Annotated in this window: 23 protein-coding genes; 9 read left to right on the forward strand and 14 right to left on the reverse strand. The window is 64.4% G+C overall.

Annotation, left to right across the window (positions count from 1 at the left end; translation table 11 throughout):
- Positions 1–39 precede the first annotated feature (39 nt).
- From AAHB08_RS06975 to pspA, 12 genes are all read right to left on the reverse strand, one after another.
- Positions 40–528, reverse strand: a complete 489-nt coding sequence (locus AAHB08_RS06975; protein WP_139437861.1) for an OmpA family protein — start codon at positions 526–528, stop codon at positions 40–42.
- A gap of 34 nt (positions 529–562) precedes the next feature.
- On the reverse strand, positions 563–1,810 hold the full coding sequence (locus tag AAHB08_RS06980; protein ID WP_342058518.1) for a diguanylate cyclase domain-containing protein: 1,248 nt from the start codon (positions 1,808–1,810) through the stop codon (positions 563–565).
- A complete protein-coding gene (locus AAHB08_RS06985; protein ID WP_162852237.1) occupies positions 1,807–2,355 on the reverse strand; it encodes a YfiR family protein in 549 nt (182 codons plus the stop codon). Before AAHB08_RS06985 ends, AAHB08_RS06980 begins: the two co-directional genes overlap by 4 nt.
- A gap of 195 nt (positions 2,356–2,550) precedes the next feature.
- A complete protein-coding gene (gene tyrR / locus AAHB08_RS06990; RefSeq protein WP_005325319.1) occupies positions 2,551–4,098 on the reverse strand; it encodes a transcriptional regulator TyrR in 1,548 nt (515 codons plus the stop codon).
- A gap of 140 nt (positions 4,099–4,238) precedes the next feature.
- On the reverse strand, positions 4,239–4,328 hold the full coding sequence (locus tag AAHB08_RS06995; RefSeq protein WP_446699515.1) for a 4a-hydroxytetrahydrobiopterin dehydratase: 90 nt from the start codon (positions 4,326–4,328) through the stop codon (positions 4,239–4,241).
- A gap of 35 nt (positions 4,329–4,363) precedes the next feature.
- On the reverse strand, positions 4,364–4,702 hold the full coding sequence (locus tag AAHB08_RS07000; RefSeq protein WP_202045373.1) for a 4a-hydroxytetrahydrobiopterin dehydratase: 339 nt from the start codon (positions 4,700–4,702) through the stop codon (positions 4,364–4,366).
- A 40-nt stretch (positions 4,703–4,742) separates the two neighbouring features.
- On the reverse strand, positions 4,743–5,537 hold the full coding sequence (gene phhA / locus AAHB08_RS07005; protein ID WP_202045372.1) for a phenylalanine 4-monooxygenase: 795 nt from the start codon (positions 5,535–5,537) through the stop codon (positions 4,743–4,745).
- Between the two features lie 220 nt (positions 5,538–5,757).
- Positions 5,758–6,789 carry a YcjF family protein gene (locus AAHB08_RS07010; protein WP_202045370.1) on the reverse strand — a complete coding sequence of 344 codons (1,032 nt, stop codon included), beginning with the start codon at positions 6,787–6,789 and terminating at the stop codon, positions 5,758–5,760.
- A gap of 30 nt (positions 6,790–6,819) precedes the next feature.
- Complete coding sequence (locus AAHB08_RS07015) at positions 6,820–8,226, reverse strand: YcjX family protein (protein WP_202045368.1); 1,407 nt, start codon at positions 8,224–8,226, stop codon at positions 6,820–6,822.
- A 75-nt stretch (positions 8,227–8,301) separates the two neighbouring features.
- Complete coding sequence (pspC, locus tag AAHB08_RS07020) at positions 8,302–8,703, reverse strand: envelope stress response membrane protein PspC (RefSeq protein ID WP_342058519.1); 402 nt, start codon at positions 8,701–8,703, stop codon at positions 8,302–8,304.
- A gap of 94 nt (positions 8,704–8,797) precedes the next feature.
- Entirely contained in the window at positions 8,798–9,034 is a 237-nt protein-coding gene (gene pspB, locus AAHB08_RS07025; protein WP_042650412.1) for an envelope stress response membrane protein PspB, read from the reverse strand.
- 3 nt (positions 9,035–9,037) lie between these two features.
- Complete coding sequence (pspA, locus tag AAHB08_RS07030; RefSeq protein WP_106886961.1) at positions 9,038–9,715, reverse strand: phage shock protein PspA; 678 nt, start codon at positions 9,713–9,715, stop codon at positions 9,038–9,040.
- A 195-nt stretch (positions 9,716–9,910) separates the two neighbouring features.
- Here pspA and pspF point away from each other — a divergent pair, with 195 nt between their 5' ends.
- The 8 genes from pspF (at position 9,911) to AAHB08_RS07070 (ending at position 17,188) form a co-directional block, all read left to right on the forward strand.
- Positions 9,911–10,954: a phage shock protein operon transcriptional activator gene (pspF, locus tag AAHB08_RS07035; RefSeq protein ID WP_342058520.1), complete on the forward strand. Its 1,044-nt coding sequence runs from the start codon at positions 9,911–9,913 to the stop codon at positions 10,952–10,954.
- Between the two features lie 258 nt (positions 10,955–11,212).
- Positions 11,213–12,808, forward strand: a complete 1,596-nt coding sequence (sapA, locus tag AAHB08_RS07040; protein WP_342058557.1) for an ABC transporter substrate-binding protein SapA — start codon at positions 11,213–11,215, stop codon at positions 12,806–12,808.
- Between the two features lie 76 nt (positions 12,809–12,884).
- Entirely contained in the window at positions 12,885–13,844 is a 960-nt protein-coding gene (locus tag AAHB08_RS07045; RefSeq protein WP_342058521.1) for an ABC transporter permease, read from the forward strand.
- 221 nt (positions 13,845–14,065) lie between these two features.
- Positions 14,066–14,959, forward strand: a complete 894-nt coding sequence (locus AAHB08_RS07050; RefSeq protein WP_139435476.1) for an ABC transporter permease subunit — start codon at positions 14,066–14,068, stop codon at positions 14,957–14,959.
- On the forward strand, positions 14,959–15,087 hold the full coding sequence (locus tag AAHB08_RS07055) for a hypothetical protein (RefSeq protein ID WP_319916931.1): 129 nt from the start codon (positions 14,959–14,961) through the stop codon (positions 15,085–15,087). The genes AAHB08_RS07050 and AAHB08_RS07055 overlap by 1 nt, the downstream gene beginning before the upstream one ends.
- Complete coding sequence (locus AAHB08_RS07060) at positions 15,087–15,215, forward strand: hypothetical protein (protein WP_342058522.1); 129 nt, start codon at positions 15,087–15,089, stop codon at positions 15,213–15,215. Before AAHB08_RS07055 ends, AAHB08_RS07060 begins: the two co-directional genes overlap by 1 nt.
- A gap of 82 nt (positions 15,216–15,297) precedes the next feature.
- Positions 15,298–16,296 (forward strand): peptide ABC transporter ATP-binding protein, encoded by a 999-nt coding sequence (locus AAHB08_RS07065; protein WP_005325353.1) that lies wholly within the window; start codon positions 15,298–15,300, stop codon positions 16,294–16,296.
- 106 nt (positions 16,297–16,402) lie between these two features.
- Positions 16,403–17,188 (forward strand): peptide ABC transporter ATP-binding protein, encoded by a 786-nt coding sequence (locus AAHB08_RS07070; protein WP_005325357.1) that lies wholly within the window; start codon positions 16,403–16,405, stop codon positions 17,186–17,188.
- A gap of 144 nt (positions 17,189–17,332) precedes the next feature.
- Here AAHB08_RS07070 and miaE read toward each other — a convergent pair whose 3' ends face one another.
- Both miaE and AAHB08_RS07080 read right to left on the reverse strand, forming a co-directional pair.
- The gene (gene miaE / locus AAHB08_RS07075; RefSeq protein ID WP_342058523.1) at positions 17,333–18,091 is read right to left on the reverse strand and encodes a tRNA isopentenyl-2-thiomethyl-A-37 hydroxylase MiaE; all 759 of its coding nucleotides are present in this window, start codon (positions 18,089–18,091) and stop codon (positions 17,333–17,335) included.
- A 128-nt stretch (positions 18,092–18,219) separates the two neighbouring features.
- A complete protein-coding gene (locus AAHB08_RS07080) occupies positions 18,220–19,233 on the reverse strand; it encodes a LacI family DNA-binding transcriptional regulator (RefSeq protein WP_342058524.1) in 1,014 nt (337 codons plus the stop codon).
- A 250-nt stretch (positions 19,234–19,483) separates the two neighbouring features.
- Here AAHB08_RS07080 and ascF point away from each other — a divergent pair, with 250 nt between their 5' ends.
- Complete coding sequence (gene ascF, locus AAHB08_RS07085; RefSeq protein WP_342058525.1) at positions 19,484–20,938, forward strand: PTS cellobiose/arbutin/salicin transporter subunit IIBC; 1,455 nt, start codon at positions 19,484–19,486, stop codon at positions 20,936–20,938.
- Positions 20,939–20,945: the final 7 nt, after the last annotated feature.

A 20,945-nucleotide genomic window follows, 5' to 3' on the forward strand; every position in this document is an offset into this window, starting at 1 on the left:
CCGGCGGCGGGATCAGGGCGCTGACGCTGGCTGGGCAGATCAGCCGTTGTCTATGATGATGGCGACCCGGCGGTTCTCCGCCCGCCCGGCGGCGGTGCCGTTATCGGCGATGGGCGCCTCTTCACCGCGTCCACGGATGTCCAGGTTGGCTGCGGGCATGCCCACAGACGCCAGCACCTCGGCCACGGACTGGGCCCGTTTCAACGAGAGCTGCTGGTTGTAGGCCGCCTCGCCGTTGGAGTCGGTGTGACCGTCTACCCGGGCCCGGTTCAGACCCACCTCAATCAGGGCCCTGCCCAAGGCTTCCACCACCTGGCGGGTGCCGGGATTGAGGGCCCCCACGTTGTTGGCAAAGAGCACCTTGTTGGAGATATCCAGGGTCCAGCCCTCGTCGGTCAGGTGAAAACCCTGCTCCTTGAGTGCGGCGATCTGCGCCTCGGTGAGGCCCTGGGGGGCGCTCTGACAAGCCGCCAGCCCACCGAGCAAGAGCGCGAACAGGCCTGCTCTCATCAGGTTGAAAAACGTCATCATTCTTGTCCTTTCATTATTTTTCATATCAATTTCAAGTGGTTGTCTTATGGTCTCCGGCTCCCTCCCTGCGTTGTCGTTTGGATTCATACATGGCGCCGTCGGCGGCCTGCAACAGGGCATCCGCCGTCTCCCCCTGCTCGGGGTAGAGGGCGGAGCCGACGCTGATGCCGACCCCCAGATGACGACCATCGCTCAAGACCACCGGGGTGCTCATCGCCTGCTGGATCCGCATCACGACCTCCTGCACCTCGCTCCCTTGATGCACCGGAGAGAGCAGGACCACAAACTCGTCCCCCCCGAGGCGACACACCAGGTCCATGGGCCTGAGCTGATGCTGCACCCGCCGCGCCAGCGCGATGAGCACCTCGTCACCTATGGCATGGCCCAGGTTGTCATTGATCTGCTTGAAGCGATCACAGTCCAGATAGAGCAGGGCGAACCGCTCATGCCGGGTGCGCCCGGCCTGGATGGCCTGCTCCAGCCGCGCCTCGAACAGCGCCCGGTTGGGCAATCCGGTGAGGGGATCATGGGTTGCCTGGTGCAGCAGGGTGGCGTTCTCCCGCTTCTGGTGAGCCTGCCAGGCCTCCAGCTCGTCGAGCAGTGAATTGAAGTCCACCCCGAGCTCGTGCAGCTCGGCGATATTGGCCGCCGGCACCCGCTGCTTGAGGGCGCGCTGGCGGCTGACGTTGTAGGCGACCTCGGTCAGGGCCTTGAGGGGGGCCGTGATGGAACGCTGCATCCGGCGCGCCACATAGAGCGCCCCCAGAATACTGAGCAGCAGGCACACCAGGGTCGCCATCAGGGTCTGCAACAGGAAGCGCAGCAGGTATTGCCCATGGCCGACCAGATGAACCCGGCCTATCTCCTTGTTTTCCCTCACCATGGGCAGCTCCACAGGTCCCGGCAGGATCTGGCGGGCCAGATGTTGCTCCAGACTGGTCCAGGGGGTCGTGATGTCCCGGCGCCAGCTCGCCAGCACCTGACCGCCGGGCAGCAGAATGCTGGCGCTGGCCACGTCTTCCCGGGAGGTGATGGCCTCGAGGGCATCCTTGGCCGCATCCTTGTCATCGAACACCACGGCCGCTTCCGCGGTGTAGCTGATGGCCCGCGCCACCAGCTTGAGGTTGTGATCCGCATAGAGGCGCAGCGCCAGCAGCGCCGTGATGGTCAGGAAGAGGCCCGCCATGCAGACGGCGGTCAGGGAGATCATCATGTGGGTGCGCCCCAGGCTCTGGCGCAGGGTGAGCCGCGGGGCGACGGCGTGGATCCTGGCGCTCATCGCGCCTCCTCATCCGCTCTTGCGAGCTTCAGCACGGCCGGGTGCACCCGCACGCCGCTGCGGGCCAGCGCATCCAGGTTGACCCGAAAACGGACCCTCTCTTTGCGGGCCTGCAGGCAGAACACCGCATCGGCGATGCACTCGCTGCTCTGCTCGCTGATGCTGAGGATGGCGTATCCCCGCAGACGCTCGAACAGGGAGAGCCGCTGCTCGGGGGCCAGCACCCCCAGATAGATGACATCGCAGCGCTGGATCAGCGCCTCGTCGTCGACCTCGTAGCGATGCACATCGACCGGGCGGCCATTGGCCTGTTGGCTGATGGTGAGCAGCGACGCCGCATATTCCGTGGGCGCGGCCACGCAGAGCCGCAACCTGGCAGGCTCGCTGGGCCAGCGGGTGTAGCTCAGGATATCGAGCACTGTCTGGCGCACCAGCTCGCTGCGCACTTCCGCCGAGGTCGCCGGCGCCGCCTCGCAGGCCAGCACCCAGAGGCAGCACAAAGGCGTCAGCCACGCCAGGATCCGAAAAGAGGAGAATAACTGCATGATGCCCGCGCTTATGCCCACGTCGGTACCCGGGAGGTCCGACGCCCATGAAGGGAGTGCCAGAGAGGAGTCGCACCGAGCTTATCAGCCGCCCAGCGGCTGCCTATCCGTCCTGGCCTTGGCTGCGTCACCGACCGACGCAGCGAGGGCAGCCCCACAGACCAGGACGGCGGCCCCGGGGGCACGCCTGCAGGGTTACTTCTTGCCAATCCCATATTCACGCAGCTTGTTGGCGATGGCGGTATGGGAGACCCCGAGCCGCTTGGCCAGTTGGCGAGTAGAGGGGAAGGCCGGGTAGAGCCGCTCCAGCAGCCGGCTCTCGAAACGCTTCACCGCCTCGTCGAGCCCCCCTTCGAACCACTCGTCGATGAGCGGCATGGCATCCGCCGCCACCGGCAAGTCAACGTGCTCGGGGCCGAGTTCGTCCCCTTCCAGCAGGGTCATGGCCCGGTAGAGGCAGTTGCGCAGCTGGCGCACGTTGCCGGGCCAGCGGTAGGCGGTCAGGTACTCGGCCATGTTGCGGGTAAAGCGCGGGCGCGGGCGCTGCAACTCGCTCGCGAAGCGGGAGACGAACTGCTGGGCCAGGGCCATGATGTCCGCCTTGCGCTCGCGCAGGGGGGGCAGCGCCAGACTCAGCACATTGAGGCGGTAGTAGAGATCCTCCCGGAACTTGCCTTCGTGCACCAGATCCAGCAACTGCTTCTGGGTGGTGCAGATGAAGCGCACGTTGACCCTCACCTCCTGCTCGTCCCCGACCCGGCGAAAGACCCCGTCCTGCAGCACCCGCAGGAACTTGGTCTGCAGATGGGGGGACATGTCCCCTATCTCGTCCAGCATCAGGGTGCCGCCGCTCGCCAGCTCCAGCACCCCGCGCTTGCCCTCGGTGTTGTTGCCAAAGGCGCCGGGGGCGTAGCCAAACAGCTCGCTCTCGGCCACGTTGTCCGGCATGGCGGCGCAGTTCAGCGCCATGAAGGGGTGGCTGGATCTCAGGCTGGCCCCGTGACAGGCGCGGGCCAGCAGCTCCTTGCCGGTGCCGGTCTCCCCCACGATGAGCAAGGGGGCATCCTGCATCGCGAGCTTGGCGGCCTGGGCCAGCACCTCCTTCATCTTCTGGCTCTCGGCCTGCAGGTGCTCGAAGCCCCCCACCTCCACCGCGTGGAGCGCGCTGAAGTGCATGCCGACCCGACGGGCGGACTTGAGCACCACCACGGCGCCGGCCAGGGCCTGTTTGCCCTTCTCTTCTGCCACGAACAGCGGCATCAGATCCCCGAGGTACTCCTCGCCGCCGAGGCTGAGTTTGCAGGTCTGGGGCTTGATCTCGCTCGCCTCCAGCCAGCGGGCGAAGGAGAAGCCCTTGACCAGGGATGCGAGCGCCACCCCGCGCACCTCTTCCGGCGGCAACGCCAGTGTGGTGAGGGCGGCCTGGTTGGCCTGGGTCACCCGTCCCTTGCTGTCGAGGGAGAAGACCAGATCCGGCAGCGCCTTGAGCAGGGCCTCTATCTCGTGATGCTCTCGCTCGGAGGGCATGTAGGGGATGGTCTTGACGTCATAGACGCCGGGAATGCGGCGGATCTCCGGCATCAGATGCTGGAAATCGCGAAACTCCAGCTCGGGGAAATTGAGATAGATGATGCCTGAGGTATCGATTTCGATGCCGCGCAGATCGATGTTGTGCTCCACCAGTCGGTCGAGCAGTTCCCGGGTCAGGCCCAGACGGTCTTCACAGCTGACTTCAAGACGCATTCGGCACACACTTCCTAGCTAACATTCTGAATAACCGGATGATACAGACTCGATCCCGCCAGTGCGAGCGCTCCCCCATAAAAATGCGGGCCTGCCCCGTTTTCACCGGGCAGGCCCTGTTTCTCCGCGTCAAGCCGCGGTTACTTCATCAGCTCGTCGGTGCGTGCCGCCATGATGAAGTCGTTGCGATGTAACCCTCCTATCTTGTGGGTCCACCAGCTCACTGTCACCAAATTGTCCACTCGGTGAGGCGCAGGTGATGCCTTCACTTCAGCAGCTCGTCGGTGCGTGCTGCCATGATGAAGTCGTTGCGATGTAACCCTCCTATCTTGTGGGTCCACCAGCTCACTGTCACCTTGCCCCACTCGGTCAGGATCGCCGGGTGGTGGAACTCGGCCTCCGCCAGCTCCCCCAGCCGGTTGGTGAAGGCCAGCGCCTCCTTGAAGTTGCGAAAGGCAAATTCACGCCTCAGTTGCAGCTCGCCGTTCACCACCAGGGGCTGCCAGTCGGGGATGGCGTGCATCAGCCCGCTCAGCTCCTGCTCGGTCACCCTGGGGGCATCGGCGCGGCACGCTTCGCACCGCTGGTTTGCCAGTTCAGACATTCGGGACTCCTTTCATCGATACAATGGGTTGAAAACGGGTTTAGCTCGCCTGCCGGCCAGGGGCCGGGGCAAAGCGGGGCGGACGCAGGCCGAGGCGACGGGCTTCGGCCACCGCCGCCATGATCTCCTGCGGCCCCAGGCGGTAGAGGCAATCCAGGCTTGGCAGCACGAAATAGACGGGCTGCATGATGTCGATGCGATAAGGGGTGCGCAGCACCTCCAGCAGATCGAAGGGTTGCAGCGCTGGCTGCCCGGAAAGGGCATAGGCGGTCTCGCCGATGGAGGAGAGGATGCCGCCACCGTAAATACGCAGCCCCTCCCCCTCCTGCAGGAGACCAAACTCCACGGTGAACCAGTAGAGCCGCGCCAGATAGACCCGATCCTCCTTGCTGGCGTTCAGCCCGAGCTGGCCATAGAGGTGGGTGAAGTGGGCAAAGGCGGGGTTGGTCAGCATGGCGCAGTGGCCGAAGATCTCGTGGAAGATATCGGGCTCCTGCAGGTAGTCGAGCTCGTCCCGGCGGCGGATGAAGGTGGCCACCGGAAACTGGCGATCAGCGAGCAGGGCAAAGAAGCGATCAAAGGAGATGAGGGCAGGCACGGCGGCCACCGACCAGCCGGTGGTGGGGGTCAGGGCGGCGTTGATCTCCCCCAGTTGCGGGATGCGATCACGGGGCAGTGCCAGCCTCTCCAGCCCCGCCCTGTATGCGTCGCAGGCCTTGCCCTCGAGCGCCGCGAGCTGGCGCGCGATCAGGATCTGCCAGGTCCCCTGCTCTTCCTCCGAGTAGTGGATGACGCCCTGAAGGTCCGGTTGGTGTGCTGTGTAGCGGCTTGCCATGATCCCTGCCATCTCCTGCCCCTAGGGGCCCCTTGTCGTTGCTCTTCAGGATCACTGTAACGGCTTGCCCAGCAAAAAAGCAGCCAACCCCGAGGTCGGCTGCCTGCCACAGATGTAAATAATTTGTGACATCCAGATCTGCTTTCCCGGGGCGCTGTGGTGGTGCAAACGACCCGCACGGGGAGAGATCAGGCAGGGTGATCCCCGCCCTTGAATGGCACTATGACTTGCGAAGATAGCCCGCCAGCTGGCCGACAAGCCGCTTGCGCAGCTCCCCGAGCCTGGGTTTCTCGTCCGCACACCAGGGCAGCGGGCGGCACGCCTCTATGGTGCGCAGGCCCAGGCGGGCGGTGAGCAGGCCGGCCCCCACCCCTTGCGCGGCGCGAGCGGAGAGCTTGGCGGTGAGCTCGGCTCCCAGCAAGTCCATCCCCACCTCGGTCACCAGCTCGGTGGCACCGGCGTAGAGCATGTTGCGAAACACCTGGCGGATGAGGCGAATGCGGCTCCAGTAGCCGAGCTCGATGGCGTAGACATCGGCGATGTCCTCGATCATCCGCAGGTTGCGCCACAGCATCAGCATCATGTCCACGGTGGCGAGCGGGCTCAGGGCCACCAGCACGGCGGCCTCCCCCGACCACTTGGCGACCCGGGCCTGAGCGAGTTTATCCCGCTCCCCCAGCACCAGCTGGCTGTAGAGGGTCAGCACCTCCCGATCGCTGTGGCTCTCGTCGAGCTGGGCCAGCCAGGTGCTATACCCCTCCCGCCCCTTGTCGCCGCTCTTCTCGGCCAGGGCCTCGCAAAATGCCTGCCCCTGCCCCACCCCCTGATGGGCGAGCAGATCTTCGGCCCTTGAGCGCACATCCTGGCGCCGCTTGAGGGTGCGCAGCCGCAGCCACTCGCGCCCGACCACGCCGGCCGTGCCGACCGCCACCAGACCCGACGCCAGCAGCCAGGCGCCGCCCCAGAGCGGGGCAGTGAGAAACTGGTCGTAGAGGAAGGCGCCAAACTGCCCCAGGGAGAGCAGGCCGACCGCCCCCAGCCCCCAGCCCAGCAGGCGATGGCGACGGCGAGGCCTGACAGTGAGCGCGGATTCGACCTCGATGAACTCGTCCAGCGCCTCCAGAGGCTCGAAGCTCTCCTCTTCCAGCCGCTGGGCCGGGGCCGGGGGCGGCGTCTCGCTCGCCACCGACAGGGTCGGCTCCAGGATCACCTTGCCTTGCAGCGGCACCTTCTGTGTTGTCTGATCGTTCATCTTGTTGTCTGCTCCTTGGTGCGGCGCCGGTTATTCGAGGTGATCCCCGAGCAGGAACTCCAGTGCCGCGTCCAGCCGAATATGGGGCAGCGCCTGATGGGCGCTCATGGGCATGGGGCGAAATGCCTGAAAATCGAAGCCCTGGGTGTGCCACCACTGAGCGGGTGGAATATGGGGTGGCACCTCCCCCGGGAAGAGCAAGAGCGGCTCCCCGGCCAGGCTGGTGCCGCGGATGGCCGGAAACTCGCGACCATTGGCGACCCCCTTGCCCACCTCGGTGGCCTTGATGGCGGCCAGCGCCAGGCATTCGGTCTCTATCCCCTCGAAGCGGGCCTGACCCCGGCCGCTGCTCACCAGATGCTGGAGCAGGGAGACCAGGGGCCCGTGCTGCTCCGGGGTGACGTGATCGGCCTTGCTCGCCACGAACAGCAGCTTGTCGATGCGCGGGGAGAACAGCCGGCGCCACCAGTTGCTCTTGCCATAGGCGAAGCTCTCCATGATGCGGGCGATGGCCTGCTGCATGTCGCCAAAGCTGGCGGCCCCGGCGTTGAGGGGCGCCAGGCAGTCCACCAGCACTATCTGGCGATCGAAGCCCGCGAAGTGCTGCTCGTAGAAACCCTGCACCAGGTGCTGCTTGTACTGCTCGAAGCGCTGCTTGAAGGTGGCGTAGAGGGTGCCATCGGCGGGCTCCCGGGCTGGCTTGTCCCACACCCAGGGCACGAATTGCAGCAGCGGTGCCCCGGCATACTCCCCCGGCAGCACGAAACGGCCCGGCTGGATGAGGTGCAGCCCGAGCTCCTGCTTGCAGGCGTGCAGATAGTCGGTGTAACGGGCCGCCAGCTCGCAGGCCGGCCGCTCCTCGAAGGCTTGCTCGGCCTGCCAGCCGGGGGTCAGCCAGTCGGCGGCCAGGGCCTGCAGCTCGGGGCGACGCAACTGGGTTGCCACCTGCTCGCTCCACTGCTCGTAGCTCAGATCCAGCAGCGGCAAGTCCAGCAGCCACTCGCCGGGGTAGTCCACCAGATCCACATAGAGGGTGGAGATCTCCCCCAGGTGCCGGCGCAAGGGGTGGCGGGTGCGGTAACGGATTTCCAGGCGCACCTCGGCTACCCCACGTGTCGGCTCTGGCCAGGCGGGAGGGTCACCAAACAGGGCATCGAGGCCCCGCTCGTAGGGGAAGGTGGGGATGTGGGCGTTTTGCTGGGGAACCCGGCGGGCGCCGAGGATCCGCCCCTGACGATGGGCATCCCACAGGGGCAGACGGCCGTCGATGGCGGCGTGCTCCAGCTGGTTCACCAGCGCCGTGATGAAGGCGGTCTTGCCGCTGCGCGACAGGCCGGTGACCGCCAGCCGGATGTGGCGATCCCGAGCCCGGTTCACCACCTCAAAGGCCTTGTGCTGCAGCACAGACCATGACTGTTCGAGTTTGTTGCGTATCAAGGCGGGTCTTTTTCTCCTGTCACAGCCGAACCATGGGGATAAGGGCCGGGCCACAGCCTCGCGCCCTTGCGGTACTTACAGCTTGCTGAACTCGCGCTGCAGGGTGAACTCCTTGGAGGTCACCAGCTTCTCGAGACGCTGCACCCTTGGCTCGAGCGCGTCGAGCTCCTGGCCGATGCGACCGAGCGCCTGATGGGGAGTGACGCCGGCCTGCCAGCTGCGCGCCTTCATCCGAACCTCGGCAAAGTCCGCCTCCTGCTCCCCAAACAGGGTGACAGGTTTCTTGTCGAGCAGAAACCAGGCGGCGATGTAGGCGGTGAAGGTGATGAAACCGGCGAAGATGAGACCGCTGATGGCCAGCAGCCGCACTATCCAGGTCTCCACCCCGAAGTAGTCGGCAAGGCCGGCGCAGACGCCGGCTATCTTGCCCTTCTGGGGATCCCGGTAGAGATTGCGAGAGTTATTCGAGGCGCTCATACCTTGTTCCTCCAGCCCGGGGCCTCGGCATCCGGAATGAAACCCGGTGTACCGACCAACGCAGGCTGCATGTAATGGCAGCAATGGATGGCATTCATACCCTGTTCCTCCAGCCCGGGACCTCGGCATCCAGAATGGATTCCAGGGCCCCGACTCTCTCCTGCATCTTCTCGGCACGGACCAGCAGGCCTTGCAACTGCTCCCGCTCATTGTCGGCGAGACCCGCACCAATCCGGCCCTTGGCGCGATAGTGCAGCACCAGCCAGATGGGGGCCACTATGACCATGAAGACGATGAGTGGCGTCGCCAATATCCCAAGAATGTCTTCCATTCATCACTCTCCTTTCGAGGCAGTGTCGCTCTGGCCGAGCTTCTGGCGCATGGCCTCGAGCTCGCGGCTGATCTGATCGTCCGCTTCCAGCTCGGCAAACTGCTGGGCGAGGGCCTTGTCGGACTGTCCCAGATCGGCACGGGCTTCCATCTCGTCGATGCGGCGCTCCATGCGCTCGAACTTGCTGACCACGGCCTGGCTGTCGCCACGGGCCACCTGGCTTTGCACGTTCAGGCGGCTGCTGGCCGCTTCGCTGCGAATGGCCATCGCCTTCTGGCGGGCACGGGCGTCTTCGAGCTTGGCTTCCAGCTGGCGGATCTCGTCGCCCAGCTTGTCGATGCCGCTGTCCACCGCCTGCTGCTCGCGATAGAGCGCCTCGGCCAGCTCGCTCTGCTTGTTCTTCTCGATGAGGGCGGCCCGGGCCAGATCCTCACGCCCCTTGGTCAGGGCCAGCTCGGCCTTGGCCTGCCATTCGTTCACCCGCTCCTGATGGCGGCTGACCTGACGGCCGATCTCTTTTTGGTTGGCGAGGAAGCGGGCCAGGTTGGAGCGCTCCTTCACCAGTTCATCTTCCATCTCCTGGATGATCAGGCGCACCATCTTCTGGGGATCCTCGGCCTTGTCGAGCAGGGACGTCAGATTGGAATTGATGATGTCGGCCAGGCGGGAAAAAATACTCATGGTTCTACTCCTGTGATGGGCATTGGGTTGTTTCTCCATTGACAATGGCAACTTGTGTGCCAATCTGGAACAATAATTAACTTGTTGATTTATATGGGCACTCTCCATGAGTTTCAAGACGCCCGGAACAAGAGATGATTAAAATAACCAACTTTTGGTAAGATTAACCAGATTTTTCAACGAACAGGGATCAGGATGACCACGGCCACGGAAAGTCTGTTGGGTGAGTCCAACGCGTTTCTAGAAATCATCGAGCAGGCCTCGCGACTCGCCCCCCTGCGCAAACCCGTGCTTATCATCGGCGAGCGGGGGACCGGCAAGGAGCTCATCGCCCACCGCCTACATTATCTCTCGGATCGCTGGGATCAAAGCTTTGTCACCATCAACTGCGCCACCTTGAGCGAGAGCCTGCTGGAAACCGAGCTGTTTGGCCACGAGGCGGGCTCCTTCACCGGCGCCGCCAAGCGTCACCAGGGTCGCTTCGAGCGGGCCGATGGCGGCACCCTGTTCCTCGACGAGCTGGCCACCACCAGCGCCCGGGTGCAGGAAAAACTGCTGCGGGTCATCGAGTACGGGGAGTTCGAGCGGGTGGGCGGTGCCAAGGCGCTCAAGGTGGATGTGCGCCTGGTGTGCGCCACCAACGAGGATCTGCCGCAGCTGGCGGCCCGGGGACAGTTTCGTCACGATCTGCTGGACCGGCTGGCCTTCGACGTCATCACCCTGCCCCCGCTGCGGGAGCGGCGCGAAGACATACTGATGCTGGCGGAGCACTTCGCCCACGGCATGACCCGGGAGCTGGGGTATCCGCTGTTTGCCGGCTTCTCCCGCAAGGCGACCCAGTTGCTGCAAGACTACCCCTGGCCCGGCAACGTGCGGGAGCTGAAGAACGTGGTGGAGCGCAGCCTCTACCGTCAGGGCAATCCGCAGTTGCCGCTCTCTGAGCTGGTGATCAACCCCTTCGACTCCCCCTGGCGCCCCCATACCGGCAGCCCGTCCCCGGTGGCCACCGAGGCGGCCTCGGCAAGCGGCCCCCAGGCCATGAGCCTGCCGCTGGATCTCAAGGGGGCGGTGGCGCAATACGAGATTAATTTACTCAAGCAAGCGATGCAGCAATCCCAGTATAATCAGCGCAAAGCCGCCCAATTGCTGACCCTGAGCTACCACCAGTTCAGGGGCATGCTGCGCAAATACCAGCTGCTCGAGGGGGATGACAACAATGGCAATGCGGACAACGACTGACCCTTTGCCACCACCCGTTCCGGAGCATGCGGTGCAAATACCAGCTGCTCGTGGAGGATGACAACAATGGCAATGCGGACAACGACTGACCCTCTGCCATCACCTCCGTCGAGACATGCCAGGTAAATACCCGCTGCTCGAGGGAATTGACGAGGGGGAGGTTCGCGCCCCCGATGGGATGCCCTGCCCGGCAGGATCCCGCAACGCGCCCGCCCTCTGGCGGGCAACTCTGTCTGAAAACATGGTTCCAACATGAGAATGCTCACACCACTGCTGCTCGGTCTCCTGGTACTGGTCACCGGCTGTCAGAAACAAGACGATGCCTCCAGGACCGGACTCATCTATTGTGCCGACGGGGCGCCCAGGTCTTTCAACCCGCAGCTTGCCAATTCAGAGGCGACCCTGGATGCCAGCGCCCGCCCGCTCTACGATCGCCTGCTCGAGGTCAATGCCAATACCCTCAGCATCGAGGGGGGCCTCGCCACCCACTGGCGCAGCAGCGAGGATGGCCTCTCCTATACATTGACTCTGCGCAAGGGCGTGACCTTCCATCGCACCCCCTGGTTCAACCCGACGCGCCACTTCAACGCCGACGACGTGCTCTTCACCTATCATCGCCTGCTGGACGAGCACCACCCCTTCCACCGCATCTCGGGTGGCGAGTACCCCTATTTCCACAGTCTGGGGCTCGGCAGCCTCATCAAGCGGGTCTACAAGAAGGGCCCCCATGAGGTGGTGTTCGAGCTGAACCGGCCGGATGCCTCCTTCCTCGCGACCCTGGCCAGCGACTACGCCATCGTGCTCTCGGCCGAATATGGCGAGCAGATGGACAAGGCAGGCACCCCGGAGCTGCTGGACAGCCGGCCCATAGGCACCGGCCCCTTCAGCTTCAAGGAGTACCGTCACAACGAGTTCGTGCGCTACCTGCGCCACCCCGGCTACTGGGGCGGCGAGGCGAAGATTGAGCAGCTCATCTACGACATCACCCCCAAGTCGTCCAAGCGGCTCGCCAAGCTGCTGACCGGCGAGTGCGATGTCATGAGCACCCCCTCCGCCAGCCAGCTGTCGGTGATCGACAAGGACTCCCACCTCACTCTGTCGGTGCAGTCGGGGATGAACGTCGCCTTCCTCGCCCTCAATACCCGCAAGGCCCCCTTCAACAAGGTGCAGGTGCGCCAGGCACTGGCCAGTGCCATCAACGTGCAGAACCTGCTGCAGGCGGTCTATTTCGAGACCGGTCAGCCTGCCGCCAGCCTGCTGCCGCCGCTCTCCTGGGGCTACAACCCCTCCCTGACCCAGCGCAAGCCCGATCTGAAGCTCGCCCGCCAACTGCTCAGGGATGCCGGCTACCCGAACGGGTTCGAGATGCAGGTGCTGGTGCAGCCCGGTGCCCGCCCCTACAACCCGGACGGCCTCAAGACGGCCCAGCTGATGCGCAGCGATCTCGCCAAGATAGGGGTGAAGCTCAAGATAGTGCAGCAGGCCTGGCCGGTCATCGAAACCCGGCTCGCCAAGGGGCAGTATGACAGCCTGCTGTCGGGGTGGATCGCCGACAACGCGGACCCGGACAACTTCTTCCGCCAACTGCTGAGCTGCGCCGCCGTCGAGCGGGGCAACAACTACAGCCGCTGGTGCAGCCCAGCCTTCGATCAGTTGCTGGACGATGCGGTGACCACACCGCAACTCGCGTTCCGTCTGCGCAACTATTACTATGCCCAGTCCCTGTTGAGCGAACAGTTGCCGCTCATCCCGCTGGCCCATGCCCTGCGCACCCAGGTGAGCCGCAGCGACATCCAGGGACTGACCCTCATGCCCTTTGGCGGCACCACCTTCAACCAGGCCCATCGGGAGTGAACATGGCTGACATCCATTCCACAAGTGGCATCTGGCCTCCCTTCCCATCGACGCAGCCCGGCGCGGAGGCATAAGCATGTTTTTTTATATTTTGCGCCGCATCACCCTGCTGGTGATCACCTTGCTGGTGCTGACCATGGGGGCCTACCTGCTGGAGTTTCGCCTCATCGGCCAGGTGCTGGACTTCTGGCACGGCTACCCGGACTTCCTGCAGCGCATCGCCGAGGGGGACTTCGGCCTCTCCAGCGTCTCCGGCCTGCCGGTGCTGGACGAGATCCGTCACTACTTCCCGGCGACCCTGACCCTCTGTCTCGCGGCCTTTACCATCTCGCTGCTGGTGGGGATCCCGCTCGGGACCCTGGCGGCCCTCTATCAGGGGCGCAGCCTGGATCTCTCCATCATGGCCGCCGGCCTCATCGGCTACGCCGTGCCCGTCTTCTGGCTGGCGCTGCTGATGGTGATGTTCTTCTCCCTGGATCTCGGCTGGCTCCCCTCCTCCGGCCAGATCAGCCTGCTCTACGACGTTCCCTCCATCACGGGGATCGCCATCGTCGATGTGCTGATGAGCCAGGAGCCCTGGCGCGAGGCGGCACTGCGTGACGCCCTGCGCCACCTGGTGCTGCCCTCCCTGGTGCTGGCCGTGGTGCCCACCACCGAGGTGATCCGCCACGTGCGCAGCTCCCTCATCGACGTGATGAAGCAGAACTACATCAAGGCCGCCGCCAGCCGTGGCCTCTCTCGCCGCCAGATCGTCTGGCGCCACGGCCTCAAGAACGCCCTGCCCCCCGTGCTGCCGCTGCTCGGCCTGCAGCTCGGCAGCGTGCTCACCTCCGCCATGATCACCGAGGTGGTGTTCGACTGGCCCGGGATCGGCCGCTGGCTGGTGAGCAGCATAGCGCTGCAGGACTATGCCGCCATCCGCGGCGCCTTCCTGGTGGTGGCCAGCTTCGTCATCTTCATCAGCGTCAGCACCGAGTTGCTGACCACCATCATGTATCCGGCACGACGCAAAGAACTCTATGCAAAACAAGACTGAGTATGCCCACAGCGGCACAGACGCCAGCATGTCGGCCTCGCGCTGCTCACCCCCTTCATGCTGTATCCGGCACGGCGCAAAGAACGCCATGCAAAACAAGACTGATTGGGCTCCTTTGGCAAGACATTGCCGCATATGCGCCCCCCTTGCCCACCAAGGCGCAAGATACCCTATGCAACACAAGACTGACCCCGCTCATGGCCAGGGCTGGAGCCTGCATCATGCACGATAAATCGAACATCTATCCGGAGCTCAGGATCCTCTCCCCCCTGGAGCAGACCTGGGCCTCCTATCGCCGCAATCCGCTGGCCATGGGGGGGCTCTGGTGCTTCGGCCTGCTGTTGCTCATCACCCTGGTGGGTCCCCTGGTGGTGCCCTACGGCATCGATGATCAGCACAGCGGCCGCCTGCTGCTGGCCCCCTCCTGGGCCAGCACGGGGAACATTGACTACTTCCTCGGCACCGACGATCTGGGCCGCGACATCCTCTCCCGCCTCGTGGTGGGGGCCCGCCTCACCTTCGGCAACGCCTTGCTGGTGGTGGTGATAGCGCTCCTCGTCGGCTCCGCCATCGGCATCCTCGGCGGCATGAGCAAGGGGGTGAAGTCGAGCGTGCTCCATCACCTGCTCGATACCCTGCTCTCCATCCCCTCCCTGCTGCTGGCCATCATAGTGGTCGCCATCCTGGGGCCCGGGCTGTTCAACACCCTGATCGCCATCACGCTGGCGTTGATACCGCCATTCATCCGGGCAACCTACAACGCCGTCCACGCCGAGATGCAGAAGGAGTACATCATCGCGAGCCGCCTCGACGGCTCGCCCCCCTTGCGGATCATGCGTCTGGCCATACTGCCGAACATAGTGGAAACCCTGGTGACCCAGACCACCCGCACCCTCTCTGCCGCCATCCTGGATATCTCGGCGGTGGGCTTCCTCGGCCTCGGGGCCCAGTCACCCCAGCCGGAGTGGGGCGCCATGCTGGCGGATTCGAGCGATCTCATCTATCTGGCCCCCTGGACCGTGACCCTGCCGGGCATGGCCATCCTGTTCAGCGTGCTGGTGACCAACCTGGTGGGTGAAGGCATTCGCGAAGCGCTCAAAGAAGGGAACGACTGATGCAATGTTCTATGCCGAAGAAAGGCATGCTCACCCTTGTTCTCCGCCCATGGCTGTACGGCGTGCTGGTCAACCCATCGCTGGTGGGTGAAGGCATTCGCGAAGCGCTTAAAGAAGGGAACGACTGATGCAATGTTCTATGCCGAAGAAAGGCATGCTCACCCTTGTTCTTCGCCCATTGCTGTACGGCGTGCTGGCCAACCCATCGCTGGTGGGTGAAGGCATGCGCGAAGCGCTTAAAGAGGGGAACGATTGATGATACTGCGGCTCTATACCATCAAGGACGGCATGGCCCAGATGCAGCACGCCCAGCCACACCCTCATGAGGAGCGCCACTGATGCCCCTGCTCGACATACGCAACCTGACCATAGAGATCGACACCCCCCAGGGCAAGGTCAAGGCGGTGGACAGGGTCAGCCTGACCCTGAACGAGGGGGAGATCCGCGGCCTGGTAGGAGAATCGGGCTCGGGCAAGAGCCTGGTGGCCAAGGTGATCGTCGGCATCCAGAAGGACAACTGGACGGTGCGCGCTGACCGGATGCGCTTCAACGACATGGACCTGCTGACCATGGCCCCCAAGGAGCGGCGCCGCATCATGGGCCGGGAGATCGCCATGATCTTCCAGGACCCCATCAGCTGTCTCGACCCCTCCGAGGAGATAGGCACCCAGCTGGAAGAGGCCATCCCCACCAGCGCCTTCGCCGGCAAGTTCTGGCAGCGCTTCCAGTGGCGCAAGAAGCGGGCCATCGCCCTCTTGCACCGGGTCGGGGTCAAGGATCACCGCAAGGTGATGCGGGCCTATCCCCACGAGCTGTCGGATGGCATGTGCCAGAAGGTGATGATCGCCATGGCCATCGCCAACCAGCCGCGGCTGCTGGTGGCGGACGAGCCAACCAGCGCCATGGAGTCCACCACCCACTCCCAGATCCTGCGGCTGCTGGACAAGATGAACAAGCTGGGCAACACCACCATCCTCATCATCAGCAACGACATCGCCGCCATCGCGAACCTGACCGACACCATCAACATCATGTACTGCGGCCAGATGGTGGAGGTGGGCACCCGGGATCAGATCCTCGAATCCCCCCGTCACCCCTATACGGACGCCCTGCTCAAGTCCATTCCCGACTTCGACAAGCTGGTGCGCCACAAGTCCCGGCTCGAGACCCTGCCCGGGGTGATCCCCCCCCTGCAGCACCTGCCCATCGGCTGCCGCCTCGGCCCCCGCTGCCCCTACGCCCAGAAGCAGTGCGTGCAGACCCCGCTGATGAGTAAGGTCAAGGGACACCAGTTTAGCTGCCACTTCCCCTTGAACATGGAAGAGCCGAAGAAATGAGCCCGAGTCATCACCATTCCATGCCCCAGCTGCCACTTCCCGCTGAACATGGAAGAGCCAAAGAAATGAGCCTGATCGTGAATGTCGTCATGAAGGAGCCAAGCCTGTGATCGAACCCGCCCTGTTGCAGGTCAGGGGCCTGTGCAAGACCTATCAGAACCGCACCGGCCTGTTCCGGCGCCAGGCGGTGGAGGCCATCAAGCCCCTGTCGTTTGATCTCGGAGTGGGCCAGACCCTGGCCATCGTCGGGGAGGCGGGCTCGGGCAAGAGCACGCTGGCGCGGATCCTGGCCGGCATGATAGAGCCGAGCGGCGGCGAGATCGCCATCGAGGGACAGCCCCTGGTTCACGGTGACTATCAGACCCGCTGCAAGCTGCTGCGGATGATCTTCCAGGATCCCAACACCTCGCTCAACCGAAAGATTCGGGTCGGCCAGATCCTGGAGACGCCGCTGCGCCTCAACACGGCCCTGAGCGAGGAGGAGCGCCGGGAGAAGGTGATCCAGACCCTGCGCATGGTGGGCATGCTGGCGGATCACGCCCTCTTCTACCCCCAGATGCTCTCCGCCGGTCAGCAGCAACGGGTGGGGCTGGCGCGGGCGCTGATCCTCAACCCGAAAATCGTGGTCGCGGATGAGGCGCTCTCCACCCTGGACATCTCGGTGCGCTCCCAGATCATCAACCTGCTGCTGGAGATGCAGGAGACCATGGGGCTGAGCTATGTGCTGGTGGCCAACGATCTGGGCATCGTCAGCCACATCAGCGACGAGGTGCTGGTGATGCACGAGGGCCGGGTAGTGGAGCGCGGCAAGACCTTGCGGGTCTTCGCCGATCCCCAGCACGACGTGACCCGCCGCCTGATCCAGAACTACAACAACGAATACCGCCGCTGATCCCCAGCCGCTCCCCCTCCGGCCCATGGGCCGGGCATAAAAAAACCCGGCCTGATGTCACATCAGTCGCCGGGGATTGCGCTCAAAAAAGTGATTGCGTCGCTCGTAGTAGGAACACCGAGATAGTAGGCAGCCCCTTTGGGCTCAACAACTGTCAGATCTGACAGGCAGGCCGCTATGGAACCTGAATTGCGGGTCCGGCGAGCAGATAAGCCCGGCTTCAATCCGGCCAAAATAGGCGACCCGCTCGCTGATATCCTCCCCGGCGTATTGCTCGGCCAGTGCCAGATAGTCCTGGTAGTGGCGCGCCTCCGAGCGCAGCAGGGAGACATAGAAGCGGCCCAGCTCCTCGTCCAGGTGAGGGGCAATCTTGGCAAAGCGCTCGCAGGAGCGCGCCTCTATGTAGGCGCCGATGATCATCTTGTCCACCACGGCCGCCGGCTCGTAGGTGCGCACGTGGGCCAGCAGGCTGCGGGCATAGCGGGAGGCGGTGACGGGCCCGTAGGGGATGCCGCGGGCCTGCATGATCTCCAGCACCTGCTCGAAGTGATGCAGCTCCTCCTGAATGAGCCGCACCATGGGGAACAGCAGGGGGTTGCGCTCGAGCTCGGCGAACACGCTTCTGTCTGACTCGCCCATGGTGCGTTTGCCGAGGATCTCGGCCTTCTCGGGGATGGCATCCAGCTCACGGTAAAATTCGAGCTTGGGCAGCAGGTGGCGCTTCTCCTTGGGCAGGCAGTAGCGACGCACCAGGCTGTGGGCCGTCAGGGCGGCCTTGTTCTCGCAGTTGGCGTGATCGATGAGCAGGGTCGGCAACTGGGCGGGGTCCCGCGCCATCTCCACCCACTCATCCGGGGTCTCGCAATGCAGGAATTGGCGCACGGGGGCTAGCAGGTCATCCATCTGAACTCTTGCACTCTCTGGTTGGTCTTGATTGGCATATATTGATGCGGCTCGATACGGCGGGCGAGGCCCGCGAAGGGGGCCCATGCTAACGGATCCCGCCCCGCCTGCCCAGCGCAGAGGCAGCCTCACTCCAGCAGGCGCTTGAGGGAATCGCGCCGGACCAGCTTGCCACTGAAAGAGGGCAGCGCCTCGGGCTCCCCCTCCTCCACCATGGTGATCAGCCGGCTGATGGTCTCCTGGATCATCTCGGTCACCGGCATCTTGACGCTGGCCAGCGACGGAATGACGTAGGGAGCCAGGGCGATGTCGTCGAACCCCACCACGGAGACCTGCTCCGGCACCGACAGGCCGCACTCGTGCAACTGCTTGATGGCCCCGATCGCCATGTCATCGTTGCTGGCGATCAGGGCACTGAAGCTCACCCCGCGCGCTAGCAGGGTCGAGACGGCGGCCGCGCCGCAGGCGGGGGTCCACTTGCCGGGGGCGATCAGCGCCTCTTGCACGGAAATGCCGTGCCGGGCAAGGGCCTCGCGGTAGCCGGCGAGACGCTCCATGCCAGTCGGCGAATCTGCCGAGCCCGTGATGAAGGCGATGTCGCTGTGCCCCATCTCGACCAGCCTCTCCACCACGGCCGCGGCGGCAGCCTGCTGATCGGAGTAGACGCAGTGCGCCGGGTGGCGCCGCAGCCGCCGGTTGAGCACCATGATGGGCTGGGAGTGCTGCTCGATGAGCTCGTCCATCTCCTCGACGCCGAGAAAACGCGGGTAGATGATGACGCCGTCACAGCGGGAGTCGAGCAGGTACTGGATGGCCTGTCGCTCCTCCTCGGCGCTGTGCTTGCCATCGGCCAGGATCAGCTGCCGGCCCCTATCTTCGGTCAAGCGCGCCGCGTGGGAGAGCAGCTCGCTGAAATAGACGCCGTGATAGAGGGTGTTGGTCACCACCAGCCCCAGGGTCTGGGTGTTTTTGGTGGCCAGCTGCCTGGCCAGCAGGTTGGGGCGATAGCCGCTCTCCTCTATGGCCTGGAACACCCGATCCCGGGTCTCCTGGCTGGTATAGCCATTGCCCGACAGCACCCGGGAGACAGTCGCCTTCGACACCCCTGCCCGCTTCGCCACCTCCAGCATAGTCGTCATCATCTTCCCCTCTTCTCGACGGGCCGCAGTGTACTGCACGGGACCCGCTTGTGCTAACGAGAATGGGCGCAGGCTCCCCCTTTCAGTGATCCCATTCACGCTTCTGCACAATGGCGGTGCGACCGTCTTGTCTGTGAGCATGAAACTGCGCATGCTATGTGGAACCGGTTCCACGATGCAGTTTCATTCCCGTTCTTCCCGTCGTCAATGACGGGGATCGACAGGCCTCATTTGGTAAGAAGGATACGACTAGATGTCAAAGAACTACGCGGCCCTGGCCGGCAAGGTCATCACGGCCCTCGGCGGAACCGGCAACATAGTCGCCGTGACCCATTGCATGACGCGCCTGCGCTTCGTGCTGCAAGACCCCACCCTGGTGGACAGTCCCACGCTCAAGGCCACTGCCGGGGTCCTTGGGGTGGTCAGCAGTGATAACCAGTGCCAAGTGATCATCGGCAACATGGTCTCCCACGCCTATCGCGAGGTGCTTGCCCAGTTGCCGGAAGGCGCACGGGGAGACATGCCAGCGGCCAAGCCAGGTTTCAGCCTGCGCCGCATGGGCGCCGCCATCCTCGACGCCCTGATCGGCACCATGTCGCCGCTCATCCCGGCCATCATCGGCGGCTCCATGCTCAAGCTGCTGGCCATGGTGCTGGAGATGACAGGGGTGCTGGAGAAAGGCTCCTCGACCCTCACCATACTCACGGTGGCCGGTGACGGCGCCTTCTTCTTCCTGCCCCTGATGGTGGCCGCCTCCGCCGCCGTCAAGTTCAAGACCAATATGTCGCTCGCCATCGCCATCGCCGGCGTGCTGGTTCACCCCAGTTTCATCGAGCTGATGGCCAGGGCCGCCGAGGGGGAGCAGGTGACCTTCGCCCTGATCCCGGTCACCGCGGTGAAATACACCTACACAGTGATCCCGGCCCTGGTGATGACCTGGTGCCTCTCCTACATAGAGCGCTGGGTCGATCGCATCACCCCGGCGGTGACCAAGAACTTCTTGAAGCCCATGCTGATAGTGCTCATCGCGGCGCCGCTCGCCATCCTGCTCATCGGTCCCATCGGCATCTGGATTGGCACCGCCATCTCTGGCCTGGTCTACACGGTCCACGACTACCTGGGCTGGCTGTCGGTGGCCATCATGGGCGCGCTCTGGCCCCTGCTGGTGATGACCGGCATGCACCGCGTCTTCACTCCGACCATCATCCAGACCATCGCCGAGACCGGCAAGGAAGGCATGGTGATGCCCTCCGAGATTGGCGCCAACCTCTCCCTCGGCGGCTCCTCCCTGGCCGTCGCCTGGCGCACCAAAAACCCCGAACTGCGCCAGACTGCGCTGGCGGCGGCCGCCTCCGCCATCATGGCGGGGATCTCCGAGCCCGCCCTCTACGGCGTCGCCCTGCGATTGAAGCGCCCCCTCATCGCCAGCCTCATAAGCGGTTTCATCTGCGGCGCCGTGGCCGGCATGGCGGGCCTCGCCAGCCACTCCATGGCGGCCCCGGGTCTCTTCACCAGCGTGCAGTTCTTCGATCCGACCAACCCCATGAGCATCGCCTGGGTGTTCGCCGTGATGGCGCTCTCCGTGGTGCTCTCCTTCGTGCTGACCCTGGTGATGGGCTTTGAAGACATACCTGTGCAGGAGCAGGCACCCCGGACGCCAGCCCGGGCCGACGCGGCCATGCCGGGCCAGCCGGCCACCAGCCTGTGAATTCATA

Origin of the sequence: Aeromonas sp. OTU364, from assembly GCF_038440395.1 — a bacterium.
GTDB lineage: Bacteria > Pseudomonadota > Gammaproteobacteria > Enterobacterales > Aeromonadaceae > Aeromonas.